17 protein-coding genes are annotated in these 18,672 nt (G+C 71.1%); 9 read left to right on the forward strand and 8 right to left on the reverse strand.

The window, feature by feature from the left end; all coding sequences use genetic code 11:
- Positions 1-55: 55 nt before the first annotated feature.
- A complete protein-coding gene (locus ACWC21_RS39060) occupies positions 56-1,402 on the reverse strand; it encodes an ABC transporter substrate-binding protein (RefSeq protein ID WP_450889246.1) in 1,347 nt (448 codons plus the stop codon).
- 168 nt (positions 1,403-1,570) lie between these two features.
- On the opposite strand from ACWC21_RS39060, the gene ACWC21_RS39065 reads away from it, so the two are divergent.
- The 6 genes from ACWC21_RS39065 (at position 1,571) to ACWC21_RS39090 (ending at position 6,893) form a co-directional block, all read left to right on the forward strand.
- The gene (locus ACWC21_RS39065; protein ID WP_450889248.1) at positions 1,571-2,314 is read left to right on the forward strand and encodes an SDR family NAD(P)-dependent oxidoreductase; all 744 of its coding nucleotides are present in this window, start codon (positions 1,571-1,573) and stop codon (positions 2,312-2,314) included.
- A gap of 67 nt (positions 2,315-2,381) precedes the next feature.
- Positions 2,382-3,128, forward strand: a complete 747-nt coding sequence (locus tag ACWC21_RS39070; RefSeq protein ID WP_450889250.1) for a FadR/GntR family transcriptional regulator — start codon at positions 2,382-2,384, stop codon at positions 3,126-3,128.
- Positions 3,125-4,270 carry a galactonate dehydratase gene (gene dgoD, locus ACWC21_RS39075; RefSeq protein ID WP_450889252.1) on the forward strand — a complete coding sequence of 382 codons (1,146 nt, stop codon included), beginning with the start codon at positions 3,125-3,127 and terminating at the stop codon, positions 4,268-4,270. The genes ACWC21_RS39070 and dgoD overlap by 4 nt, the downstream gene beginning before the upstream one ends.
- A 61-nt stretch (positions 4,271-4,331) precedes the next feature.
- Positions 4,332-4,952: a bifunctional 4-hydroxy-2-oxoglutarate aldolase/2-dehydro-3-deoxy-phosphogluconate aldolase gene (locus ACWC21_RS39080; protein WP_450889254.1), complete on the forward strand. Its 621-nt coding sequence runs from the start codon at positions 4,332-4,334 to the stop codon at positions 4,950-4,952.
- Positions 4,949-5,923: a sugar kinase gene (locus tag ACWC21_RS39085; RefSeq protein WP_450889256.1), complete on the forward strand. Its 975-nt coding sequence runs from the start codon at positions 4,949-4,951 to the stop codon at positions 5,921-5,923. Before ACWC21_RS39080 ends, ACWC21_RS39085 begins: the two co-directional genes overlap by 4 nt.
- Positions 5,924-5,942: 19 nt before the next feature.
- Positions 5,943-6,893 (forward strand): SMP-30/gluconolactonase/LRE family protein, encoded by a 951-nt coding sequence (locus tag ACWC21_RS39090; protein WP_450889258.1) that lies wholly within the window; start codon positions 5,943-5,945, stop codon positions 6,891-6,893.
- On the opposite strand, the gene ACWC21_RS39095 is transcribed toward ACWC21_RS39090, so the two are convergent.
- Both ACWC21_RS39095 and ACWC21_RS39100 read right to left on the reverse strand, forming a co-directional pair.
- Entirely contained in the window at positions 6,872-8,383 is a 1,512-nt protein-coding gene (locus ACWC21_RS39095; protein WP_450889260.1) for a glycoside hydrolase family 43 protein, read from the reverse strand. The two genes, ACWC21_RS39090 and ACWC21_RS39095, sit on opposite strands and share 22 nt — an antisense overlap.
- A 128-nt stretch (positions 8,384-8,511) precedes the next feature.
- A complete protein-coding gene (locus ACWC21_RS39100) occupies positions 8,512-9,621 on the reverse strand; it encodes a LacI family DNA-binding transcriptional regulator (RefSeq protein ID WP_450889261.1) in 1,110 nt (369 codons plus the stop codon).
- Between the two features lie 133 nt (positions 9,622-9,754).
- Between ACWC21_RS39100 and ACWC21_RS39105 the strand changes: the two genes are divergently transcribed.
- On the forward strand, positions 9,755-11,506 hold the full coding sequence (locus ACWC21_RS39105) for a cellulase family glycosylhydrolase (RefSeq protein ID WP_450889262.1): 1,752 nt from the start codon (positions 9,755-9,757) through the stop codon (positions 11,504-11,506).
- Between the two features lie 90 nt (positions 11,507-11,596).
- Here ACWC21_RS39105 and ACWC21_RS39110 read toward each other — a convergent pair whose 3' ends face one another.
- On the reverse strand, positions 11,597-13,051 hold the full coding sequence (locus tag ACWC21_RS39110) for an RICIN domain-containing protein (RefSeq protein ID WP_450889264.1): 1,455 nt from the start codon (positions 13,049-13,051) through the stop codon (positions 11,597-11,599).
- On the opposite strand from ACWC21_RS39110, the gene ACWC21_RS39115 reads away from it, so the two are divergent.
- Positions 12,998-13,402 (forward strand): hypothetical protein, encoded by a 405-nt coding sequence (locus ACWC21_RS39115; protein WP_450889265.1) that lies wholly within the window; start codon positions 12,998-13,000, stop codon positions 13,400-13,402. The genes ACWC21_RS39110 and ACWC21_RS39115 overlap by 54 nt on opposite strands.
- A 167-nt stretch (positions 13,403-13,569) precedes the next feature.
- Here the strand turns inward: ACWC21_RS39115 and ACWC21_RS39120 are convergent, their stop codons facing one another.
- The 3 genes from ACWC21_RS39120 to lnt form a co-directional block, all read right to left on the reverse strand.
- Positions 13,570-14,370, reverse strand: coding sequence for a 3-hydroxybutyrate dehydrogenase (locus ACWC21_RS39120; protein ID WP_450889267.1), 801 nt, complete (start codon positions 14,368-14,370; stop codon positions 13,570-13,572).
- Between the two features lie 50 nt (positions 14,371-14,420).
- Positions 14,421-14,915 (reverse strand): NUDIX hydrolase, encoded by a 495-nt coding sequence (locus ACWC21_RS39125; RefSeq protein ID WP_450889269.1) that lies wholly within the window; start codon positions 14,913-14,915, stop codon positions 14,421-14,423.
- A gap of 68 nt (positions 14,916-14,983) precedes the next feature.
- Positions 14,984-16,594 carry an apolipoprotein N-acyltransferase gene (lnt, locus tag ACWC21_RS39130; protein WP_450889270.1) on the reverse strand — a complete coding sequence of 537 codons (1,611 nt, stop codon included), beginning with the start codon at positions 16,592-16,594 and terminating at the stop codon, positions 14,984-14,986.
- Between the two features lie 216 nt (positions 16,595-16,810).
- On the opposite strand from lnt, the gene ACWC21_RS39135 reads away from it, so the two are divergent.
- On the forward strand, positions 16,811-17,881 hold the full coding sequence (locus ACWC21_RS39135; RefSeq protein WP_450889272.1) for an O-antigen ligase family protein: 1,071 nt from the start codon (positions 16,811-16,813) through the stop codon (positions 17,879-17,881).
- Between the two features lie 57 nt (positions 17,882-17,938).
- Here ACWC21_RS39135 and ACWC21_RS39140 read toward each other — a convergent pair whose 3' ends face one another.
- Positions 17,939-18,484, reverse strand: a complete 546-nt coding sequence (locus tag ACWC21_RS39140; protein WP_450889274.1) for a hypothetical protein — start codon at positions 18,482-18,484, stop codon at positions 17,939-17,941.
- Positions 18,485-18,672 lie beyond the last annotated feature (188 nt).

Consider the following 18,672-nt stretch of genomic DNA (forward strand, 5'->3'; position numbering starts at 1 on the left):
TTCTGGAGTCCGGAGGGGAGAACGGCGGCGGCCGCCTCCCGCCCTCCGGAGGTGGTCACTTGCCGGTGGAAACCTTCAGACCCTTCCTCTTCAGGTCCTCGACGGTCTGCTTCTGTGCCTGCTGGACCGCGGAGACGAACGTGCCCCTGCCGGCCACGGCGGCCTGGAAGCCGTCGTTGAGGTGCTGGTAGGTGGCGTCGATCGTCGGTATCCACTTCCACGAGTTGTCGATGCTCTTGTCCGCCTTCGCGAAGACCTCGTTGTACTTCTGACCTCCGAAGAACGGTGACGGCTTGGCCAACGACGAGCCCTTGTACCCGTCGGCCGCCGCGGGCCAGCCGTATCCGCCCTGCAGCAACAGGTCGACGCTCGCGGGGTCGGTGTTGAGCCATTCGGCGAACTTCAGGGCCTCGGGGATGTGCTTGGCGCCCTTGAGGACGGCCGTGGAGGACCCTCCCCAGTTCGCGGACACGCTCGAGCCCTTTGTCCACTGCGGCATGGGTGCGACCGCCCATTTGCCGGTGGTCTTGGGAGCGTTTCCGCTGATGATGGCGTCGCCCCACTGGGCGCTGACCCACGAGGTGATGCCACCGGTCTGCAGGTCCTTGTACCAGCCGTTGGCGAAGTCGGGTTCGGTCTTGATCAGCTTCTTGCCGCGCATCTCGTCCCAGAAGCGGGCGACCTTGAGGGTCTGCGGGGAGGCGATGTTCACCGACCAGGTGTCGCCGTTCACGCCGAACCACTTGGCGCCGGCCTGCCATGCGAGTGCGGTGAACCATGCGGAGTTGCCGGCGGGGAAGGTGCTGATGTAGGCCTTCGGGTCAGCGCTGTGGATCTTCTGCGCGGCCTGGGCGAACTCGTCCCACGTGACGGGCGGCTTGATGCCCCACTTCCTGAACAGGTCGGAGCGGTAGAACAGGCCCATCGGCCCGGACGCCTGGGGGATCGCGTAGACCTTCGAGTCGAAGACCCCCTGCTGCCACTGCCAGTCCACGAACTTCGACTTGTCCTTGTCCGCGCCGTACTGGGACAGGTTCACCAGGCCGTTCTCCAGCAGGAACGAGGGGATCTCCTGGTACTCCACCTGTGCCAGGTCGGGCGCGTTGCCGCTCTTGAGCGCGGCGCGCATCTTCGCGTAGCCGCCGGCACTGCCCGCCGGGATCTTCTCCAGTTTGACGTGGATGTCCGGGTGCGTGGCGTTCCACTTGTCGACGGCCTTGTCGACACCGGGAACCCACGACCAGAAGCGCAGGTCGACCTTCTGGCCGGGCTTGACGGGTGCCTGGATCCCCTTGTCCTGAGAACCGGTCGAACCCCCGCAGGCGGAGATCACCAGGGAGACGGCGGCAAGGGTCACTGCGAGAGCGCCCCGGCTTCTGCGGAGGTGCGTGGTGCGGCTCATGGGAAGAGGTCCTTCCTCGCTTCGTGCTGGAGGTGTCTGGTGCATGTCCGGCCAGTTTCGGAGTGGTGTCGCCACCCAGTCAAGATATATTCATAATTAATTGAAACAGCTATGGTGGGTACGTAGGCAGCAGCGAGGGAGACGCACGTGATGACGGAATGCCGCAGGATGACCGGGTTCGTGGCGGTTATCACCGGCGCGGCGCACGGAATCGGCGCGGCCACGGCCCGAAGGTTCGCGGCCGAGGGCGCGACGGTCGTGGTCACGGACGTGGACGACACGGCCGGCAAGGCGGTCGCCGCAGGCATCGAGGACGGCGGAGGACGCGCGGAGTACGTACGCTGCGACGTGACCTCGGCCGCCGACTGGGAGAACCTGGCCCGCCATGTCCGCGAGCGTCACGGGCGGCTGGACGTGCTGCACAGCAACGCCTTCGCCCAGCTCAACAAGCCTGCCCACGAACTGAGCGAGGCCGAATGGGACGGCCAGATGGCCGTGCTGCTCAAGCCGGCCTGGCGGGCGATGAGGACCTTCGCGACCATGCTGCGCGAGGCCGGGGGCTCCGTCGTCCTCACCTCCTCGGTGCACGCGGTCATCGGACTGCCCGGCCACGCCGCCTACGCTGCCGCCAAGGGGGCGCTGTGCTCGCTGGGGCGGCAGCTGGCGGTCGAGTACGGGCCGGACATCAGGGTCAACACGGTGCTGCCCGGCCCCATCCTGACCGCCGCGTGGGACGGGATCCCGGAGTCCGACCGAGCGCGCAGTGTGGCGGCCACGGCGGCGAAGCGGTTCGGGCAGCCGGAGGAGGTCGCCTCCGCCGTCGCCTTCCTGGCATCGGCGGACGCCTCCTACGTGACCGGAGCGAGCCTGGTGGTTGATGGAGGATGGAGCGTCATGAAGGAGTCCTCGTGAACGCCGCGCACCGTGCGGTGAGCCGTGCGCGGCGTCCGCGGACAGGATCGATACGGAAACGGAGACTGTGGTGACCCATCCCGGTAGGGGACTGCACGGCCAGGCCGTGGAGGAGCTGGGCCGACGCATCGTCCGCGGCGACTACCCACCCGGCTCCGTCGTGGACCCGGTCAACTTCGAAACAGAGCTCGGCGTCAGCAAGACCGTCGTGCGTGAGGCGCTGCGTGTGCTGGCGTCCAAGGGTCTCCTCGAGTCGCGGCAGAAACGCGGAACGACCATCCGGCCCCGCGCCGAGTGGAACCTGCTCGACAGCGATCTGCTGCGCTGGCAGGGCAGCAGTGCTCCCACCCCGGGCTTCCTGGAGGATCTCGCCGAGGTCCGCGCGATAGTCGAGCCCGCCGGAGCCCGGCTCGCCGCGGCCCGCCGCACCGCCTCCGACCTGGACGCGATGCGCCAGGCACTGGACGCGATGGCGGCCGCGGGGACGGACGCGGACGCGATGATCGAGGCGGACCTGGCCTTCCACCGCGCCCTGCTGGACGCCGCGCACAACGAACTGCTCAGCCGGATGGAGGTGGTCATCGAGGCCGGTCTGCGCGTTCGCGACCGCATCGTGCACGGTGCCCGGCACTTCTCCGACTCCATTCCCGTGCACCAGGACCTGCTGGACGCGGTCGAAGCGGGTGATCCGGACGCCGCCGTGGCGGCCGTCGAGTCGCTCCTGGCGCAGGCGTCCGACGACCTGGCGGCCGTACGGGCGCGGGAGGACCACGACGACGTCGCGACCGATACTCTGCCGAAGGACGTTTCTTGAAGATAACCGGATTTGAGACGTTCCTGGTGGCTCCGCGCTGGCTGTTCCTGCGCGTCGCCACGGACGAGGGCGTCACCGGCTGGGGTGAGCCCGTCGTCGAGGGCCGCGCCGAGACCGTACGCGCCGCGGTCCACGAACTGGCCGACTACCTCCTGGGGCGTGACCCGCTCCGCATCGAGGACCACTGGCAGGTGCTCACCAAGGGCGGCTTCTACCGGGGCGGCCCCATCCTCTCCAGTGCCGTCGCCGGCATCGACCAGGCCCTGTGGGACATCGCCGGCAAGACCTACGGCGTCCCGGTGCACCGCCTGCTCGGCGGCCCCGTACGCGACCGGGCCCGGATGTACGCCTGGATCGGCGGGGACCGGCCGAGTGACGTCGCGGAGCGGGCCGAGGAGCAGATGAAGGCGGGCTTCACCGCCGTGAAGATGAACGGTTCGGCCGAACTGGCGCCCATCGACACCCCGGCCCGCACCGCCGAGGTGGTCGAACGCGTCGCGGCCGTCCGCGAGGTGCTGGGTGACGAGCGGGACATCGCCGTCGACTTCCACGGCAGGGCCTCCACCGCCATGTCGCGCCGTCTGCTGCCCCTGCTGGAACCGCTGCACCCGCTGTTCGTCGAAGAGCCCGTACGGCCCGAGCACTCGGGTCATCTGCGCAGCCTCGTGGAGTCCACGAGCATTCCGCTCGCCACCGGCGAACGCCTCTACTCCCGCTGGGACTTCCGCGAGGTACTGGCCGGCGGCATCGCCGTGGCCCAGCCCGACCTGTCGCACGCCGGCGGCATCTCCGAGGTTCGCCGCATCGCCGCCATGGCCGAGACGTACGACGTCGCCCTGGCCCCGCACTGCCCCCTCGGCCCGATCGCCCTGGCCGCAAGCCTGCAGATCGCCTTCGCCGTACCGAACTTCCTCATCCAGGAACAGAGCATGGGCATCCACTACAACCAGCAGTGCGACCTGCTGGAGTACGTGATGGATCCCGAACCCTTCCGCTTCCGGGACGGATACGCCGTGGCCGGGTCCGGCCCGGGTCTCGGTGTCGAGATCGACGAGCAGGCGGTACGTCACGCCGCCGAGACCGGGCACCGCTGGCGCAACCCCGTGTGGCGCGGCCCCGACGGGGCGTTCACCGAATGGTGAGCACCGCCGGCCCGGCCCCCGGACCCCATTCCCGCGCCGTCCTCGAGGAGAGCACGCTCCGATGAACCTGGTGGAATCCCTTGGCGCCCACCGCCTGCTCGCGATCGTACGGGGCAAGGACCCCGCCGCGGCCCTGCGTACCGTACGCACCCTCACCGAGGAGGGCATCGCGGCCATCGAGGTCTCGCTGACCACCGCCGACGCCCTCACCGTGATCAGGCGGGCCCGCGCCGAACTGGGCCCCGACGCGACTCTGGGCGCCGGAACCGTGCGCTCGGCGGCGGACGCGGCCCACGCCGTGGAGGCCGGTGCGTCGTACCTCGTCACCCCCGCACTGGTCGACGGGCTGCAGCCCTGCGGCGTACCCGTCCTGATGGGAGCCCTGACGCCGACCGAGATCGAACTCGCCCTCGTCCGGGGCGCCGCCGCGATCAAGCTCTTCCCCGGCGCTCTCGGCGGCCCCGGCTATCTACGGGCCCTGCGCGACCCCTTCCCCGAGGTGCCCTTCGTACCCGTCGGCGGGGTGGACGCACAGGCTGCCCGCGACTACCTGGACCGCGGAGCCATCGCCGTCGGAGTCGGCTCGCCCCTGGTCGGGGACGCGGCCGACGGCGGCGACCTCGACCGGCTCCGCGCCCGCGCGGCCGAGTTCCGCAAGGTCGCCGCGGGAGAGCCGTCATGACGGCACCGGTCCCCCAGGCTCCGCCCGAGGTGGTGACCTTCGGCGAGACGATGGCGGCGCTGCGCGCACAGGGCGCACTGCGGCTCGGCGGCAGCCTCGGCCTGTCCGTGGCGGGGGCCGAGTCCAACGTCGCCATCGGCCTCGCCCGGCTCGGGCACCGGGTGCGCTGGGCCGGCCGGGTCGGCGCCGACGAACTCGGTGCGCTCGTGCTGCGCACGCTGCGCGCCGAAGGCGTCGACATCGGCCACGCGGTCACCGACGACATGGGCCGTCCCACGGGACTGCTGCTGACCGAACCCCGCCTGGGCACGCTCACCCGCGTCAGCTACTACCGCGCGGGTTCCGCCGGTTCGGCCCTCTCGCCGGCCGACGTACTGCCCGCGCTGGCCGCGGGACCCCGCGTCGTACATCTCACCGGTATCACACCGGCGCTCGGCGCTTCGGCGGCCGAGGCCGTCCTGGCAGCCGCCGCCACCGCCCACGGCGCCGGCATCACCGTATGCCTCGACGTCAACCACCGCTCCCGGCTGTGGACCGCCGACCGCGCCCGTGCGGCGCTCCGGCCGCTGCTGCCCCACACGGATCTGCTGATCGCCTCCGAGGAGGAGCTGCCGCTGGTGCTGGAACGCCCCGGCGTGGAGGAACCGGAGGCCGTCCGCGGCGTTCTGGCCGAAGGGGTCGGCGAGGTGGTCGTCAAACGGGGCGCCCGCGGTGCGACCGCCTTCACCGCGGACGGGGCGACCGACTGCGCGGCGCGCCAGGTCGACGCGATCGATCTGGTCGGCGCCGGGGACGCCTTCGTGGCCGGGTACCTGTCCGGTCTCCTCAACGGTGCGGACGTTACCGCCCGTCTGCACCGGGCCGTCACCACCGCGGCTTTCGTCGTCGCCACCCGGGGCGACTGGGAGGGCCTGCCGACGCAGGACGAACTCGGACTGTTCGACCAGCCCGACGGCACGACCATCCGCTGAACCACCCAGGAGACCGACCATGACATCCACGGCGGGGACCTCGACAGTCGTCGTGGCCGGAGCGTACGAACTCGCCGAGGGCGGCCGCTGGTTCGACGGCCGGTACGTGTACGTCGACATACTCAGCGGCAGGCTCTTCGAACTCCGCGACGGCACGGAACCGGTCCCCCACCAACTGGCCCGAGTAGACGTGCCGTTGGGAGCCGTCGCGCCAGTGGCCGGACAGCCCGGCACATGGATCGCCGCCGCGGGCACCGGCATCGCGCTGCTCACCGCCGACGGCACACCGGAATGGCTGGACCGCCCCGAGGACCGCACCACCGCCCCCAGCCGCATGAACGACGGTGTCGCGGACCCCGCCGGCCGCTTCTGGGCCGGCAGCATGGCCTACGACGGCACCCCGGGCGCGGGCTCCCTCTACCGAACGGACCCCGACGGCACCGTCGTACGCGTGCTCGACGGCTTGACCATCGTCAACGGGCCGGCGTTCACCGCCGACGGCACGACCATGTACCTGGCGGACAGTGCGGCCGGCCTCGTTCTGCGCTGCCGGGTCGACCCGGCCACCGGCGACCTCGTCGGCGCTCCCGAGACCTTCGTCCGTTTCCGTGACGACGAGGGCAGTCCCGACGGCATGACCGTCGACGACGAGGAGTGCCTGTGGGTCGCGGTGTGGGGCGGCGGTTCGGTACGCCGGTACCGTCCCGACGGCCGTCTGCTCCGGACGCTGACGCTGCCTGCTCCGCAACCCACCTCGGTGTGTCTGCACCCTTCGGGCAACCGCCTTCTGGTCACCACCGCCCGCCACGGGTTGTCCCGTGCCACGGCGGCGTCGGGCGCGGTGCTCTCCGTGCCCGTACCCGCGCGGGCGCCGAGCGCCTCCGCCGTGGTGATCTCCGCCGCGCAGACGCAGCCCTCGGCCGGGGGCGCCGGCCCCTGCGTGTGGTCTCAGTCCTCCAGTGGCTCGTAGTCGAACCAGTCGAAGTGGACGGTGCCCGCCGCGGCGTACAAGCCGATCACACGACCGGTGAAACCGCCGGCGACCTCGGTGGACAGGTACCGGCCTTCGAGCCCCGCGAGCTCGACGAACGCGCCCTCCGCGTTCTCCACACCGAGCGAGACGGTGTCGGGCCCCTGGCGCGCGTCGGTGATGTGCCGTGCGACGGCCGTCTCGATCCTGAGCACGACCGGGCCGCCGGCCACCGGGTGCGACGCGACCACCGATCGCAGCGGCCCGACGCGGGCGATCACCTGCACCTCCGCCGACGTCGTCTCGATCTCGTAGTGGTGCTGCTCGTCGAGACGGACGGCCAGCCCGCCGCGTCCCTCGGCCGGATCGACCAGGGCCCGTGCGCGGCAGGACAGGTGCTGCTGGCGGCGGCCGACGAGAACGGCCTCCGGGTCGTCGAGCGATCCGCCCCGGGCGCGCAGGCTCAGCCAACCGGTTCGTTCCTTGGTGGTGCAGTTCTCCTCGGGACGCGAGCGCGGCGAGATCCAGCCCGGGGCGAGTTCGCCGGGCTCGAAGTCGTCCCGGACCGGCACGGCGGCAGGCTCCTGGAGGGGCCATGGCGGTGGGGGCATGTCGGGTGACACCTCCCCTACGACCGGCCAGTCGTCGACCCAGGTCACCGGGGCCAGGAACGTCTCCCGGCCGAGCACGTGCCAGCCCGGTGTGCCACCCTGCGGCCGGACTCCGAGGAACACCATCCACCAGGAACCGTCCGGGCCCTGCACCAGGTCCCCGTGTCCGGTGTTCTGGATGGGGTGGTCGGTGCCGCGGTGCGTCAGGATCGGGTTGGCCGGGCAGGGTTCGAACGGGCCGCCCGGGGTGCGGCCGCGGGCGATCGAGACACCGTGGCACCGCTCGGTGCCGCCCTCGGCGATGAGCAGGTACCAGTAGTCGCCGATGTGGTAGAGGTGCGGCGCCTCCGGGGCCTTGGCGCCGGGAGCTCCGGACCACAGGCGCCGCGGCTCGCCGAAGGTCTCCCCGGTGCGGGGGTCGATCCTGATCTGGCTGACCCCGGCGACGGTGCACCAGCAGTTGCCCTCGTCGTCCCAGGCGAGGTCCGGGTCGATGCCCTGCACTCCGGGCAGCCGGATCGGTTCCGACCAGGGACCGGCCGGATCGGTTGCGGTGAACAGGATGTTCCCGTCGCCGCTCACATTGGTGACGATCAGCCAGAAGCGGCCGTCGTGATGGCGCAGTGTGGGGGCGTAGAGACCGCCCGACGACGCGGAGTCGGAGGGCAGGCGCAGCTGGCTCGGCCGGTCCAGGGCGTTGCCGATCTGCGTCCAGTGCACCAGGTCGCGGCTGTGGAAGACGGGCACGCCCGGGAAGTACTCGAAGCTGGAGCACGCGAGGTAGTAGTCCTCGCCGGCCCGGCAGATGCTGGGGTCGGGGTGGAATCCGGGGATGACGGGGTTGCTGAAGGTGTTGCCCCTCGCGGACGTGCTCGGCAAAGCGAGTCCTTTCATGGGCTTGGCCCTGAGAGAGAAACTTTCATGCGACGAGCTCAGATAGTTTCGTAATGAGGCTAACGAGGGCTCTTGCCGGGGGTCAACGGTTCCGATGACTCAGGTCGGCGAGGTCAGGTCCTCGGCGGTGCCGTGCTGTCCCGCACCGTCAGGGTCGTCGCGATCTCCAGCCCGACCTGTGGGGCCTTCTCGCCGCGGCCGAGGGTGAGCGCCAGTTCGGTCGCGGCCGCCGCCATCTCGGTGAGCGGCTGGTGGACGGTGGTCAGGGGCGGGTCGACCCAGGCCACGACCGGCAGATCGTCGAAGCCGACGACGCTCAGGTCGTCCGGAACGCGCAGGCCCGCCTCGCGTGCCGCCTGGTAGACGCCCAGGGCCTGAAGGTCGTTGGACGCGAAGATCGCCGTCGGGCGTTCGGTCAGGGCGAGCAGGGAGCGCGCCGCGGCGCGGCCGTCCTCCCGGGTGAGGCCCGCGTGGACGATGATCTGCGGATCGACCGGCAGGCCGGCGGTCCGCAGCGCGGAGCGGTAGCCGTCCAGCCGGGCCGAGCAGCACAGTTGCTCCTCGGGCCCGCCGATCATCGCGATGCGCCGGTGCCCCAGTCCGGCCAGGTGGCGGGTCGCGGCCCGGCCACCGGACCAGTTGGTGGCGCCGACGAACGGGACGTCGTCCGGCAGCTCCATGATGGGGTCGAGGACGACGAACGGGATCCCCTTCGCGGTGAGCTGCTCGCGTTCGGCCTCGGAGAGCTGCGCGACGGACAACACGCAGTTCGGACGCCGGGACACCGTGTCCTCCCAGGCCGGCGTGGTGGTGTCGGGCAACCCGAACTCCGACACCATGACCCCCACGCGGTGCCGGCGGGCCACCCGCTCCACACCCCGGATGATCTCCACCGCCCACATGTCCTTCAGCTCGCGGAACACGAGCTCCACGACGTTGCTGCGGCCCGCTCCGGCCGGCTTGCGATAGCCGTAGCGGTTGATCAGCTCCTCGACCCGGGCGCGCGTGTCCGCGGACACTCCCGACTTTCCGTTGAGCACCTTGGACACGGTCGGGACCGACACCCCGGCCGATTCGGCGATGTAGGCGATGGTTACGGACTTCGGAGCGACCTTCGCCCCGCCGTTCGCCCCGCCGTTCCCGTCGGCCGGTCCCTCCGCTGCGTAGTCCGCCAAGGTCGCCTTCCCGTTCGTCGAACCGCTCGCTGTTGGCGTGTCGGCCATTCTGGCACCTCTTGCCGACCGGCCTGTGGCCTCTCTCACATCTTCATGTTAATTTCTCCGCCGAGAACCAAGAAACTTTCTGTCATCGACCCGGCAGGGTCCCAGCCGCCGACCGAACCGGAAGGGGCACGTGATGACGAGGAGACGGACAGGGTTACCGCCGCGACGGCACGGGTCGTCGCGCCCCGCGCGGCGGCTGGCAGCGCTGCTGCTGTCGATCGCCCTGCTCACGCTGGTGCCGCCCGCCGCGGCACGGGCCGCCGGACCGCCGGCGCCACCGCCCAGCGCCCCGGCCGCCCGGTCCGCGGTGGCGGCCATGCAGCCCGGCTGGAACATGGGCAACACCTACGACGCCATCCCCGACGAGACCTCCTGGGGCAACCCGCCCGTGACCCGGGCTCTCCTCAGAAAGGTCAGGTCCCAGGGGTTCAGGAGCATCCGTCTGCCCGTCACCTGGGGCGGCCACCAAGGCGCCGCGCCCGGTTACACCATCGACCCGGACTGGCTGGCGAAGGTACGGCGGGTCGTCGACTGGGCGCTGGACGAGGACCTGTACGTGATGCTGAACATGCACCACGACTCGTGGATGTGGGTCGACGACCTCTCGACGGACCACGACACCGTCCTCGCCCGCTACACCGCGACCTGGACCCAGATCGCGGCGGAGTTCCGTGACGAACCGTCCAGGCTGGTGTTCGAGAGCATCAACGAGCCGACGTTCAGCGGCACTTCCGGTGACGACGAGAACTACCGGCTGCTGGCCGAGCTCGACAAGGCGTTCCACGGCGTCGTACGGGGGTCCGGAGGCGGGAACGCCAAGCGCCTCCTCGTCCTGCCCACCCTGTACACGAACGCCGACCAGGGCCGGCTCGACGCCCTGGCCGCCGAACTGGCCGATCTGCGCGACCCGATGGTGGCCACGACGATTCACTTCTACGGCTGGTGGCCGTTCAGCGTGAACATCGCCGGCTACACCCGCTTCGACACCACCTCGGAGCAGGACCTCACCCAGAGCTTCGACCGCGCGTACCACACCTTCGTCGCACACGGCATCCCGGTCCTCATCGGCGAGTACGCCCTGCTCGCCTACGACCACACCCGTCCCGGCATCATCGAACGCGGCGAGGTGCGCAAGTACTTCGAGTTCCTGGGCAACTACGCCCGCGAGCGGGGGCTGACCACCATGCTGTGGGACGCCGGTCAGTTCCTGAACCGCGACACCCTCCGATGGCGTGACCAGGAGCTGTTCGCCCAGATCAAGTCGAGTTGGACCACCCGTTCCGGAACCGCCTCCAGCGATCAGGTGTTCCTCCCGAAGTCGAGTCCCGTCACCAGCCGGACACTCACGCTGAACGACAACGGCACCGGCTTCCAAGGTCTGCGGCAGGGCTCCCGGAACCTCGTGAAGGGCAAGGACTACACCGTCTCCGGCAACGAGCTCACGCTGACGGCCGCCGTACTCACCGAGTTGGCCGGCGACCGGGCGTACGGGGTCGACGCGACACTCGAGGCCAGGTTCTCCCGTGGAGTCCCGTGGCGCATCGACGTGATCACCTACGACCCCCCGGTGCTGTCCAACGCCTCGGGAAACACCGACGGCCTGGTGATTCCCACCCAGTTCCGCGGTGACCGGTTGGCGACGATGGAGGCCACGTACGACGACGGCGGCGGCAACGCCGGTCCGGCGAGCTGGACGCCCTACCAGCAGTGGGACACCGCCTTCTCGGCGTACACCGGCGACTCCGTCAAGCTGACCCCCGACTTCGTCAAGTCACTCAGGGACGGCTCAGGGGTCACGCTCACCTTCCACTTCTGGAGCGGCACCTCGGTGACCTACCACGTCATGAGGACCGGCAGTACGGTGACCGGCGGCACGGCCGCCTGACGGGCTGACGGCTGCCACCCGGGGGCTGCCGGGCTCACCGGCTCGGCCGGTGAGCCCGGCAGGAGGCCGGACCGCCGGCCTTTCGACGGGTCAGTTGACGCGGACGATCCTCCAGAGCTGGTCGTCCACGCCGACGTCGTTCCACTGGATGACGGACGCCCCGTCGGCGGTGGAGGACTGGGCCATGCCGGCCGGCAGACCGCTGCCCGCGTTGACGAGCTTGTAGTAGCCGCCGCCCGCGCTGGTCAGGGTCCATCTCTGGGAGTTGCCGCCCGAGGCGGTGTTCTGGACGACGGCCGCGCCGGCGGAGGTCGAGGAGTTGCTGACGTCGAGCCTCAGGCCGCTGTGGACGTTCTGCAGGGTCCACGCCCCGCCGCTCTGGGACTGGAAGGTCCACAGCTGGCAGTCGCAGGCGGAGTTCCGCCACTGGTCGGCTGCCGTGCCGGCGGTGGTGGACGCGGCGGGGATCTCCAGGTACTTGCCGCTGTTCTTGTTCCCCAGCGCGTACTGTCCGCCGGCCAGGGCCGGCAGCGCTGTCTGGGTGAGGTTCCAGCGCTGGCAGGCGCAGCCGGTGCTGTCCCACTGCCCGGCGACGGTGCCCGGGGTGGTGGAGGTACTCGGGATTTCGAGGTACTTGCCGGTGAGTCGGTTGACGGCGGTGAAGCCACCCGACGGACTGGGTGCGACGGCCCATTCATGGTCGAGGGTGCCGTTGTCGTCCCACTGCAGCACCTTGGCGCCGTTGGCGGTGGACTGGTTCTCCACCCCCAGCACCTTGTCGCTCGCCACGTTGAAGATCCTGAAGTAGCCGGAGGGCTGCAGGACGAACTTCCACTGCTGGTCGTTCGTGTTGTCGGTGTTCTGCTGGGTCGCGTAGGTGCCGTTGGCGGTGGAGCCGTTCGCGATGGTCAGCGGCAGATTGCTGCCCGCGTTGGTGACGGTGCAGGTGGCGCCGTCGTTGATGCCGCCGCCGAGGTCGATGGTGCTGTACGTGACCGGGTTGAGCGAGCTGCCGTTGTAGCCGCCGCTGAAGACCTCCAGGCTGTGGCCGTCGGGCAGCGGGAGCATGCCTCGGCTGTACCCGCCGGCGACGTTCGACTGAATACGCGTCCAGGCGTTCGCGGCGCCGTTCTGGGTGTTGAGGAACAGGTCGCCGGTGCTGGTGGCGCTGACGACGAGAGTGCCGTCCGGCCCGCCGGCGGGAAGCCAGGTGATGTAGGGGGCGCTGGAGGGAACGTACCCGTCGGTCGACTTCAGTACCTGGCCGGTGACGGAGCCGAAGGCCTCGGGATCGGAGGAGATCTTGTAGTACACCGCGAAGTTCTTCTCCGGCGCACCGCCGTACTCGTAGGTCATCACGTACTTGCCGTTCGGCAGTCGTGCGACGGTCGCCATGCCGGGGCGGTCGCTGTAGGTGGGCATCGCCACGTCGTCCACGACGGAACCCCAGTTCACACCGTCCGTGCTGACCTGGTGCACCAGTTTCTGACCGTGGCCGGTGTCGCGCTGGTCGGAGTAGTACACGACCAGTCTGCTGCCGTTCATCAGGAAGAAGGGCTCCCACACCGGGGTGTAGCCGTTGCTGGATATCGCCTGGCCGCCGGTGGCGATGTCGGAACCGGAAACTCCACGGTAAGCGGCTACCGCACCGACAGGAGGAACCGGCTCGCGCCGACCAACGAGGCCGGCATCGCTGCCGCGCCGTCCGGCAAGTCGCAAGGCGTCATCGACTTGGCCGTGACCATGGACGGCAGGTTCGTGTACGTGCAGAACGCCACGTCCGGCACGATCGACGGCTTCCGTGTCGGCCGGAACGGTGCGCTGACGAAGGGCACCACGGCAACCGGACTCCCCGCGTTCGCCCGGTCAGGCATGGAAGGGCTTGCCGCGACGTAGGAAAGCGGCCGTCGCGGCAGGGGCGCCCCGGGGCGGTTCGAACCGGGGCGCCGTCGCCTCTCCGGACGGGGAGGCGCGGCCCGTCGGCCGGAAAGTCAGCCGATCCGGTCCAACACGGCCGTGAGGTCCCCGAAGGCGGAACTTCCCCGGCGCGGGCGCGGGACGTTTCAGTGTGCCGTCCAGCCGCCGTCAAGGACCAGTGAGGTGCCGGTGACGAAGGACGCCTGCGGACTGCACAGGTACGCCACGGCCTCGGCGACCTCCTCCGGCTCGATGAGCCGTTTGACGGCACTGTCCTGCAGGAGGACCTCGGACAGCACGCGCTCCTCGGGGATGCCGTGCGCCTGCGCCTGGTCGGCGAGCTGCTTCTCGACCAGTGGGGTGCGCACGTATGCCGGGTTCACGCAGTTCGAGGTGACGCCGTGGGACGCGCCCTCCAGGGCGGCCGTCTTGGACAGGCCCTCCAGGCCGTGTTTGGCGGCCACGTACGCCGACTTGTACGCGGAGGCGCGCAGTCCGTGGACGGAGGACACATTGACGATCCGGCCCCATCCCTGCCCGTACATGTGCGGCAGGGCGCCGCGGATCAGGCGGAAGGGCGCCTCCAGCATCACCGTCAGTACGGTGTGGAAGGTGTCGGGCGGGAACTCCTCGATGGGGCGTACCAGTTGCAGCCCGGCATTGTTGACCAGGACGTCGGTGCCCGCCGCGGCGCGTTCCGCGGCGTCCAGGTCGGTGAGGTCCAGAACCTGCGGTTCGACGCCGCCCGCCAGACCCCGGGCCCGCTCGGCCAGTGCGTCAAGCCCCGCCGCGTCCCGGTCGACGGCTCTGACCTCGGCCCCGGCGGCCGCCAGCCGCAGCGCGCAGGCCCGCCCGATGCCGCCGGCGGCACCGGTGACGAGGGCGGTGCGGCCGCCGAGGTCCAGAGAGAGGGCATGGGGGGCGGGCGGGACGCCGGGCGAGGTCATGATCCCACCCTAGGCAGCGTCCGGCCGCGGCCGCACACGGTCTGCCGGGTTCAGTGCGCAACGGTGGGGTCGGAAGCGACGGCGTCGAACCACGTGGGCGCGTCGGACATGGCCTGCTTGATCCGGAACAGTCCGAACTCGTTGAGCTCCGGCAGCGCGTCCACCTCGAACCAGCCCACCTCGAGCGACTCGTCGTCGTTGACCCGCGCCTCGCCGCCCACGGCGCGGCAGCGGAAGGTGATGTCCATGTACTGGCAGACGTCACCGTTGTCGTACGTGACGGGGTCGAGGGCCTGCACGAGGACCACCCGTTCGACGACGCAGTGCACCGCCGTCTCCTCGTGGACCTCCCGCACCGCGCAGACCGCCGGCTGCTCACCCGGCTCCGGGATGCCGCCGATCACGGACCATTTACGGGTGTCGGACCGGCGGCCCAGCAGCACTCTGCCCTCGTCGTCGAAGACGATGGCGGTGACCCCGGGGAGCCACAGCAGCTGCTGACCGGCGGAGGCCCGGAGCGTACGGATGAACTCAGGAGTTGCCATGGCCCGACCCTAGCGGGCCGGTCCGGCTCGCTCCGGTTTCCCCGCCCCGGCGCACGGACGGCGTACGGCTACGCGTCGGCGGCGCGCCGACCGCGCACACCGACCCCGATCGCCCAGCCGAGCCCGCCCGCGGCGACGATCACCAGGGCGATCTCGGGGAGGATGCCCAGCCGGGTGGCCGGTGTCTCGGTGGTGCGCAGCGGCACCTTCTGCACCAGGTAGGCGGGCACGAACATGCCGGTCCTCTGGGTGATCCGCCCGTCCGGCATGATGATCGCACTGACGCCGCTGGTGACCGGCACGGTCACCGTCCGGCTGTGTTCGACGGCGCGGATGCGGGACATCGCGAGCTGCTGGTAGGTCATCTCGCTGCGGTCGAAGGTCGCGTTGTTGCTGGGCACGGAGATCAGCTGTGCGCCGTCGGTGACCTCGGACCGTACGGCCCAGTCGAAGGCGGCCTCGTAGCAGGTGACGAGGCCGACCTTGGCGCCGCCGATGTCGAACACGCCGGGCTTGGTGCCCCGGCTGAAGTCCTGGCGGACCATGCTGGTCCAGTTCTTGTTGATCGCCCCGATGAGCGACCGCAGCGGGAGGTACTCGCCGAACGGCTGTATCTGCCGCTTGTCGTACGTCTGCGTGGGTCCCTTGGCCGGGTCCCACAGGATCTGCTCGTTGTAGAGCTTGCCGCTGCGCTCCACGACGCCGCCGACCGAGATGGGGACGCCGACCTCCCGGGCCGCCTGGTCGATCTCGACGGCCGCGTCGGCGTTGGCGAACGGGTCGATGTCGGAGGAGTTCTCCGGCCACAGCACGAAGTCCGGCTTGGGGACCTTGCCGGCCTTGATGTCGGCGGCCAGCTTCCTGGTCTCACGGGCGTGGTGGTCGAGCACCGCGCGGCGCTGGGCGTTGAACTCGAGACCGGAGCGCGGAACGTTGCCCTGGATGACCGCGACGGTCGCGGTGCCGTCCTCGGCCTTGTCGCTCACCAGCGGCCGGGCGGCGACCGCTCCCACCACGGGGACGGCCACGCTCAGCAGGGCGGCGGCAGCGGCCCCGCGCCGCACGGCGCGGGTTCGGCGTCCCTCGGCGGCCAGACGCCCGGCCTCGTACAGGCCGAAGCCGCACAGCACCACCGCGAAGCCGAGCACCGGGGTTCCGCCGACGGCGGCGAGCGGCAGGAAGACGCCGTCGGCCTGACCGAACGCGATCTTGCCCCAGGGGAAACCGTGGAACGGTACGCGCGCGCGTACCGCCTCGCCCGCCGTCCACACGGCGGCCGCCCACACCGGCGACGCGGGCAGCTTGGAGACGGCGGCGACACCGACGCCGACCAGTGCCACGAAGATCGCCTCGATGGCGACCAGCGCGAGCCAGGGCCCGGGACCGACCTCCACGCCGGTCCACACCAGCAACGGCAGCAGGAAGCCGAGCCCGAAGAGGTAGCCGAGGCCGAGGGCTGCCTTCCAGCTCCGGCCGCGCAGGACCCAGGCGAATCCGGCGAAGGCGGGAAGTGCCAGCCACCACAGGGTGCGCGGCGGGAAGCTGAGATAGAGGGCTACTCCGCACAGCGCTGCGGTGGCGGCCGGGATCATACGGACCAGCCGGCGGCGGAACCCGGTGTGCGGGGTGCGCGGCTGCAGCTGGCCGGAATGGTCCACGGAAGTTGCGGTGACGGTCACTCCGGGAGTGTACGGCGGACCACGTCGACGCCGACGGGGCGGTCCAGGCGGCGGCACACGGCACGCCTACGGTCAGGAAGTGCACCTTTCCTGTCCAACTCATCCACAAAAGGGTCATCAGCGGCTACGGTGTGCCCAGCCTCTGTCGTGCGGCCGGTCGCGGCCCGGTGGCCGGGGTCTGCCACAGGTCGGGGGGCCGGGTACGGGGGGCGACGGTTGGGATCCACGCAGACGGTGTCCGCCGCGGGCGCGGGCGCGGAGGCGGACAGCGCCGGACGAAACGTTTCCGACGCCGCGGGCGTGATCGTTCTGGGGGCCTGCGCCATCTGGTCCCTGGTCAGCGCGGCGGCACACGACGGCCGGCCGGAGGGGGTTCTCCTCGCGGTGCTCGCGGTGGCCGCCGGCTACGCCTCCGGCCGGATCGCCGGTTCGCTCCTGCCGGTCGCGGCACCCTGTGCGGGGGCACTGGCCGGGCTGGGGCTGGCGGTGGCCCTGCCGCATCTCGCCGCCGGCCCCGAGGTCAGCACCCCGCTCGGCCACGCCGGCGCCGCCGCCGCGCTGCTGACGCTGGCCACCGGAGCCGCCTGCTGCGCGGCCTGGGCCACGACGGCACCGGCACTGCGGCTCGCCCTGCGGCTGCTGGCCACGGGCATGGCGTTGACCGGGGCCGCCATGGGCTCGGCCACCGGCTGCCTCGTCAGCGGGGCCGTACTGCTGTGCTCGCTCGCCGCCGCCCGGTTGCGCTCCCGGGACGCCGGAATCGCGGGCCTGGCCCTGACGGCGGCCCTGACGACCGGGACGGTGTGGGCCCTGACCGGGAACGTCCTGCCGGCCGGGCCGACCACCTCGCTGGCGGGCCGGCTCACCGCACACCGCGTCCTGTTGTGGCGCGACGCGCTCCACCTGGCCCACCGGGAACCGGTTCTGGGGGTGGGACCCGGCCGGTTCGGCGAGCTGAGCCCCACCGCGTCCCAGGCGTTCTGGCCCGACGGCAAACCGCATTCGGCGCCGTTGCAGCAGGCCGCGGAGCAGGGGCTCGTCGGGGTGCTGCTGCTGGCGACGGCGTTCTTCTGGATGCTGTTCGCCCTGTGGCGCTCACCCCGCTCGACGCCGGTCGTGCTCACCGCGGGCGCGGCCCTCACCGGGCTCGCCGCGATCGCGGCGGTGGGCGACGCGCTGAGTTTCACCACGGTCTCGGCCGGCGCCGGGCTGCTGGCCGGACTGGCCACGGCCCGGCCGCTCGCACCCGACGGACCCGACGGCGACCAGGACACCCGCGTACGGTGACCGGGCGGTTCGGGGTCAGTGGACCGCGCGCCGGGTGACCGGCCGAGACGGTCGGGATCAGTGGGTCGTGCCCGGGGTGACCGTGCGGAGCCGGTCGCGGATGACGCGCACCGCCGACTCCGCGTCGTCCACGGTGATGGTGAACGTGTGGCCGTCCCACAGCCGCAGCACGATCCCCTCACCCCGGCGCACGACGACCGCGGTGCCCTTCTCGGGCCGCCAGCGGTACCCCCAGCCGCCCCAGTGCCGCGGGGTGACGTGCGCGGCGAACTCGGCGCCGACCACGTGGGACAGCGGGATGCGACGACGCGGCAGGCCCATGTGGCCGCAGCGCACCTCGAGGCACTCCCGGTCGACCTTCAGGGCGACGTGCACGAACGCGAGGGTGCCGAAGAGGACCAGCAGCCCGGCGGCGATGCACCCGACGACGGACATCACCAGCGGGGCGATGCCGGAGTTCCAGGTGGAGTCCACGGCCAGCTCGATACCGAGCGCGAGACAGGCCGCGCCGACCGGTGCCAGCAGCCACTGGACGCGGTTCGTGGCACGCCCGGTCCACACGTCGGCGTGGTGCGCGCTCTCGTCGTGGGTGTGGTGCCTCATGCCTATGAGACTACTCAGGTTTCGCTCCGCGGCCACCACGTCGCGCAGCGTGACCGGCTCGCTGACCCGCGACCGCGGGCCGGAGGCGTCCGGCCCGCGACTGGGTGCACTTGAGGCGCGGACCGCGCGAAGGTGGCCGTCACGACCGGGCGGACGACCACCTGAGGTGCGGGCATGGACAGTGGGGC

It is taken from the genome of Streptomyces sp. NPDC001348, assembly GCF_053597535.1.

What these genes read in the sequence shown, in the direction of transcription:
- ACWC21_RS39060 (WP_450889246.1), bottom strand. Translation starts at nt 1,402, where the DNA reads ATGAGCCGCACCACGCACCTCCGCAGAAGCCGGGGCGCTCTCGCAGTG.
- ACWC21_RS39065 (WP_450889248.1), top strand. Translation starts at nt 1,571, where the DNA reads ATGACCGGGTTCGTGGCGGTTATCACCGGCGCGGCGCACGGAATCGGC.
- ACWC21_RS39080 (WP_450889254.1), top strand. Translation starts at nt 4,332, where the DNA reads ATGAACCTGGTGGAATCCCTTGGCGCCCACCGCCTGCTCGCGATCGTA.
- ACWC21_RS39085 (WP_450889256.1), top strand. Translation starts at nt 4,949, where the DNA reads ATGACGGCACCGGTCCCCCAGGCTCCGCCCGAGGTGGTGACCTTCGGC.
- ACWC21_RS39090 (WP_450889258.1), top strand. Translation starts at nt 5,943, where the DNA reads ATGACATCCACGGCGGGGACCTCGACAGTCGTCGTGGCCGGAGCGTAC.
- ACWC21_RS39100 (WP_450889261.1), bottom strand. Translation starts at nt 9,621, where the DNA reads ATGGCCGACACGCCAACAGCGAGCGGTTCGACGAACGGGAAGGCGACC.
- ACWC21_RS39105 (WP_450889262.1), top strand. Translation starts at nt 9,755, where the DNA reads ATGACGAGGAGACGGACAGGGTTACCGCCGCGACGGCACGGGTCGTCG.
- ACWC21_RS39110 (WP_450889264.1), bottom strand. Translation starts at nt 13,051, where the DNA reads ATGAACGGCAGCAGACTGGTCGTGTACTACTCCGACCAGCGCGACACC.
- ACWC21_RS39120 (WP_450889267.1), bottom strand. Translation starts at nt 14,370, where the DNA reads ATGACCTCGCCCGGCGTCCCGCCCGCCCCCCATGCCCTCTCTCTGGAC.
- ACWC21_RS39125 (WP_450889269.1), bottom strand. Translation starts at nt 14,915, where the DNA reads ATGGCAACTCCTGAGTTCATCCGTACGCTCCGGGCCTCCGCCGGTCAG.
- ACWC21_RS39140 (WP_450889274.1), bottom strand. Translation starts at nt 18,484, where the DNA reads ATGAGGCACCACACCCACGACGAGAGCGCGCACCACGCCGACGTGTGG.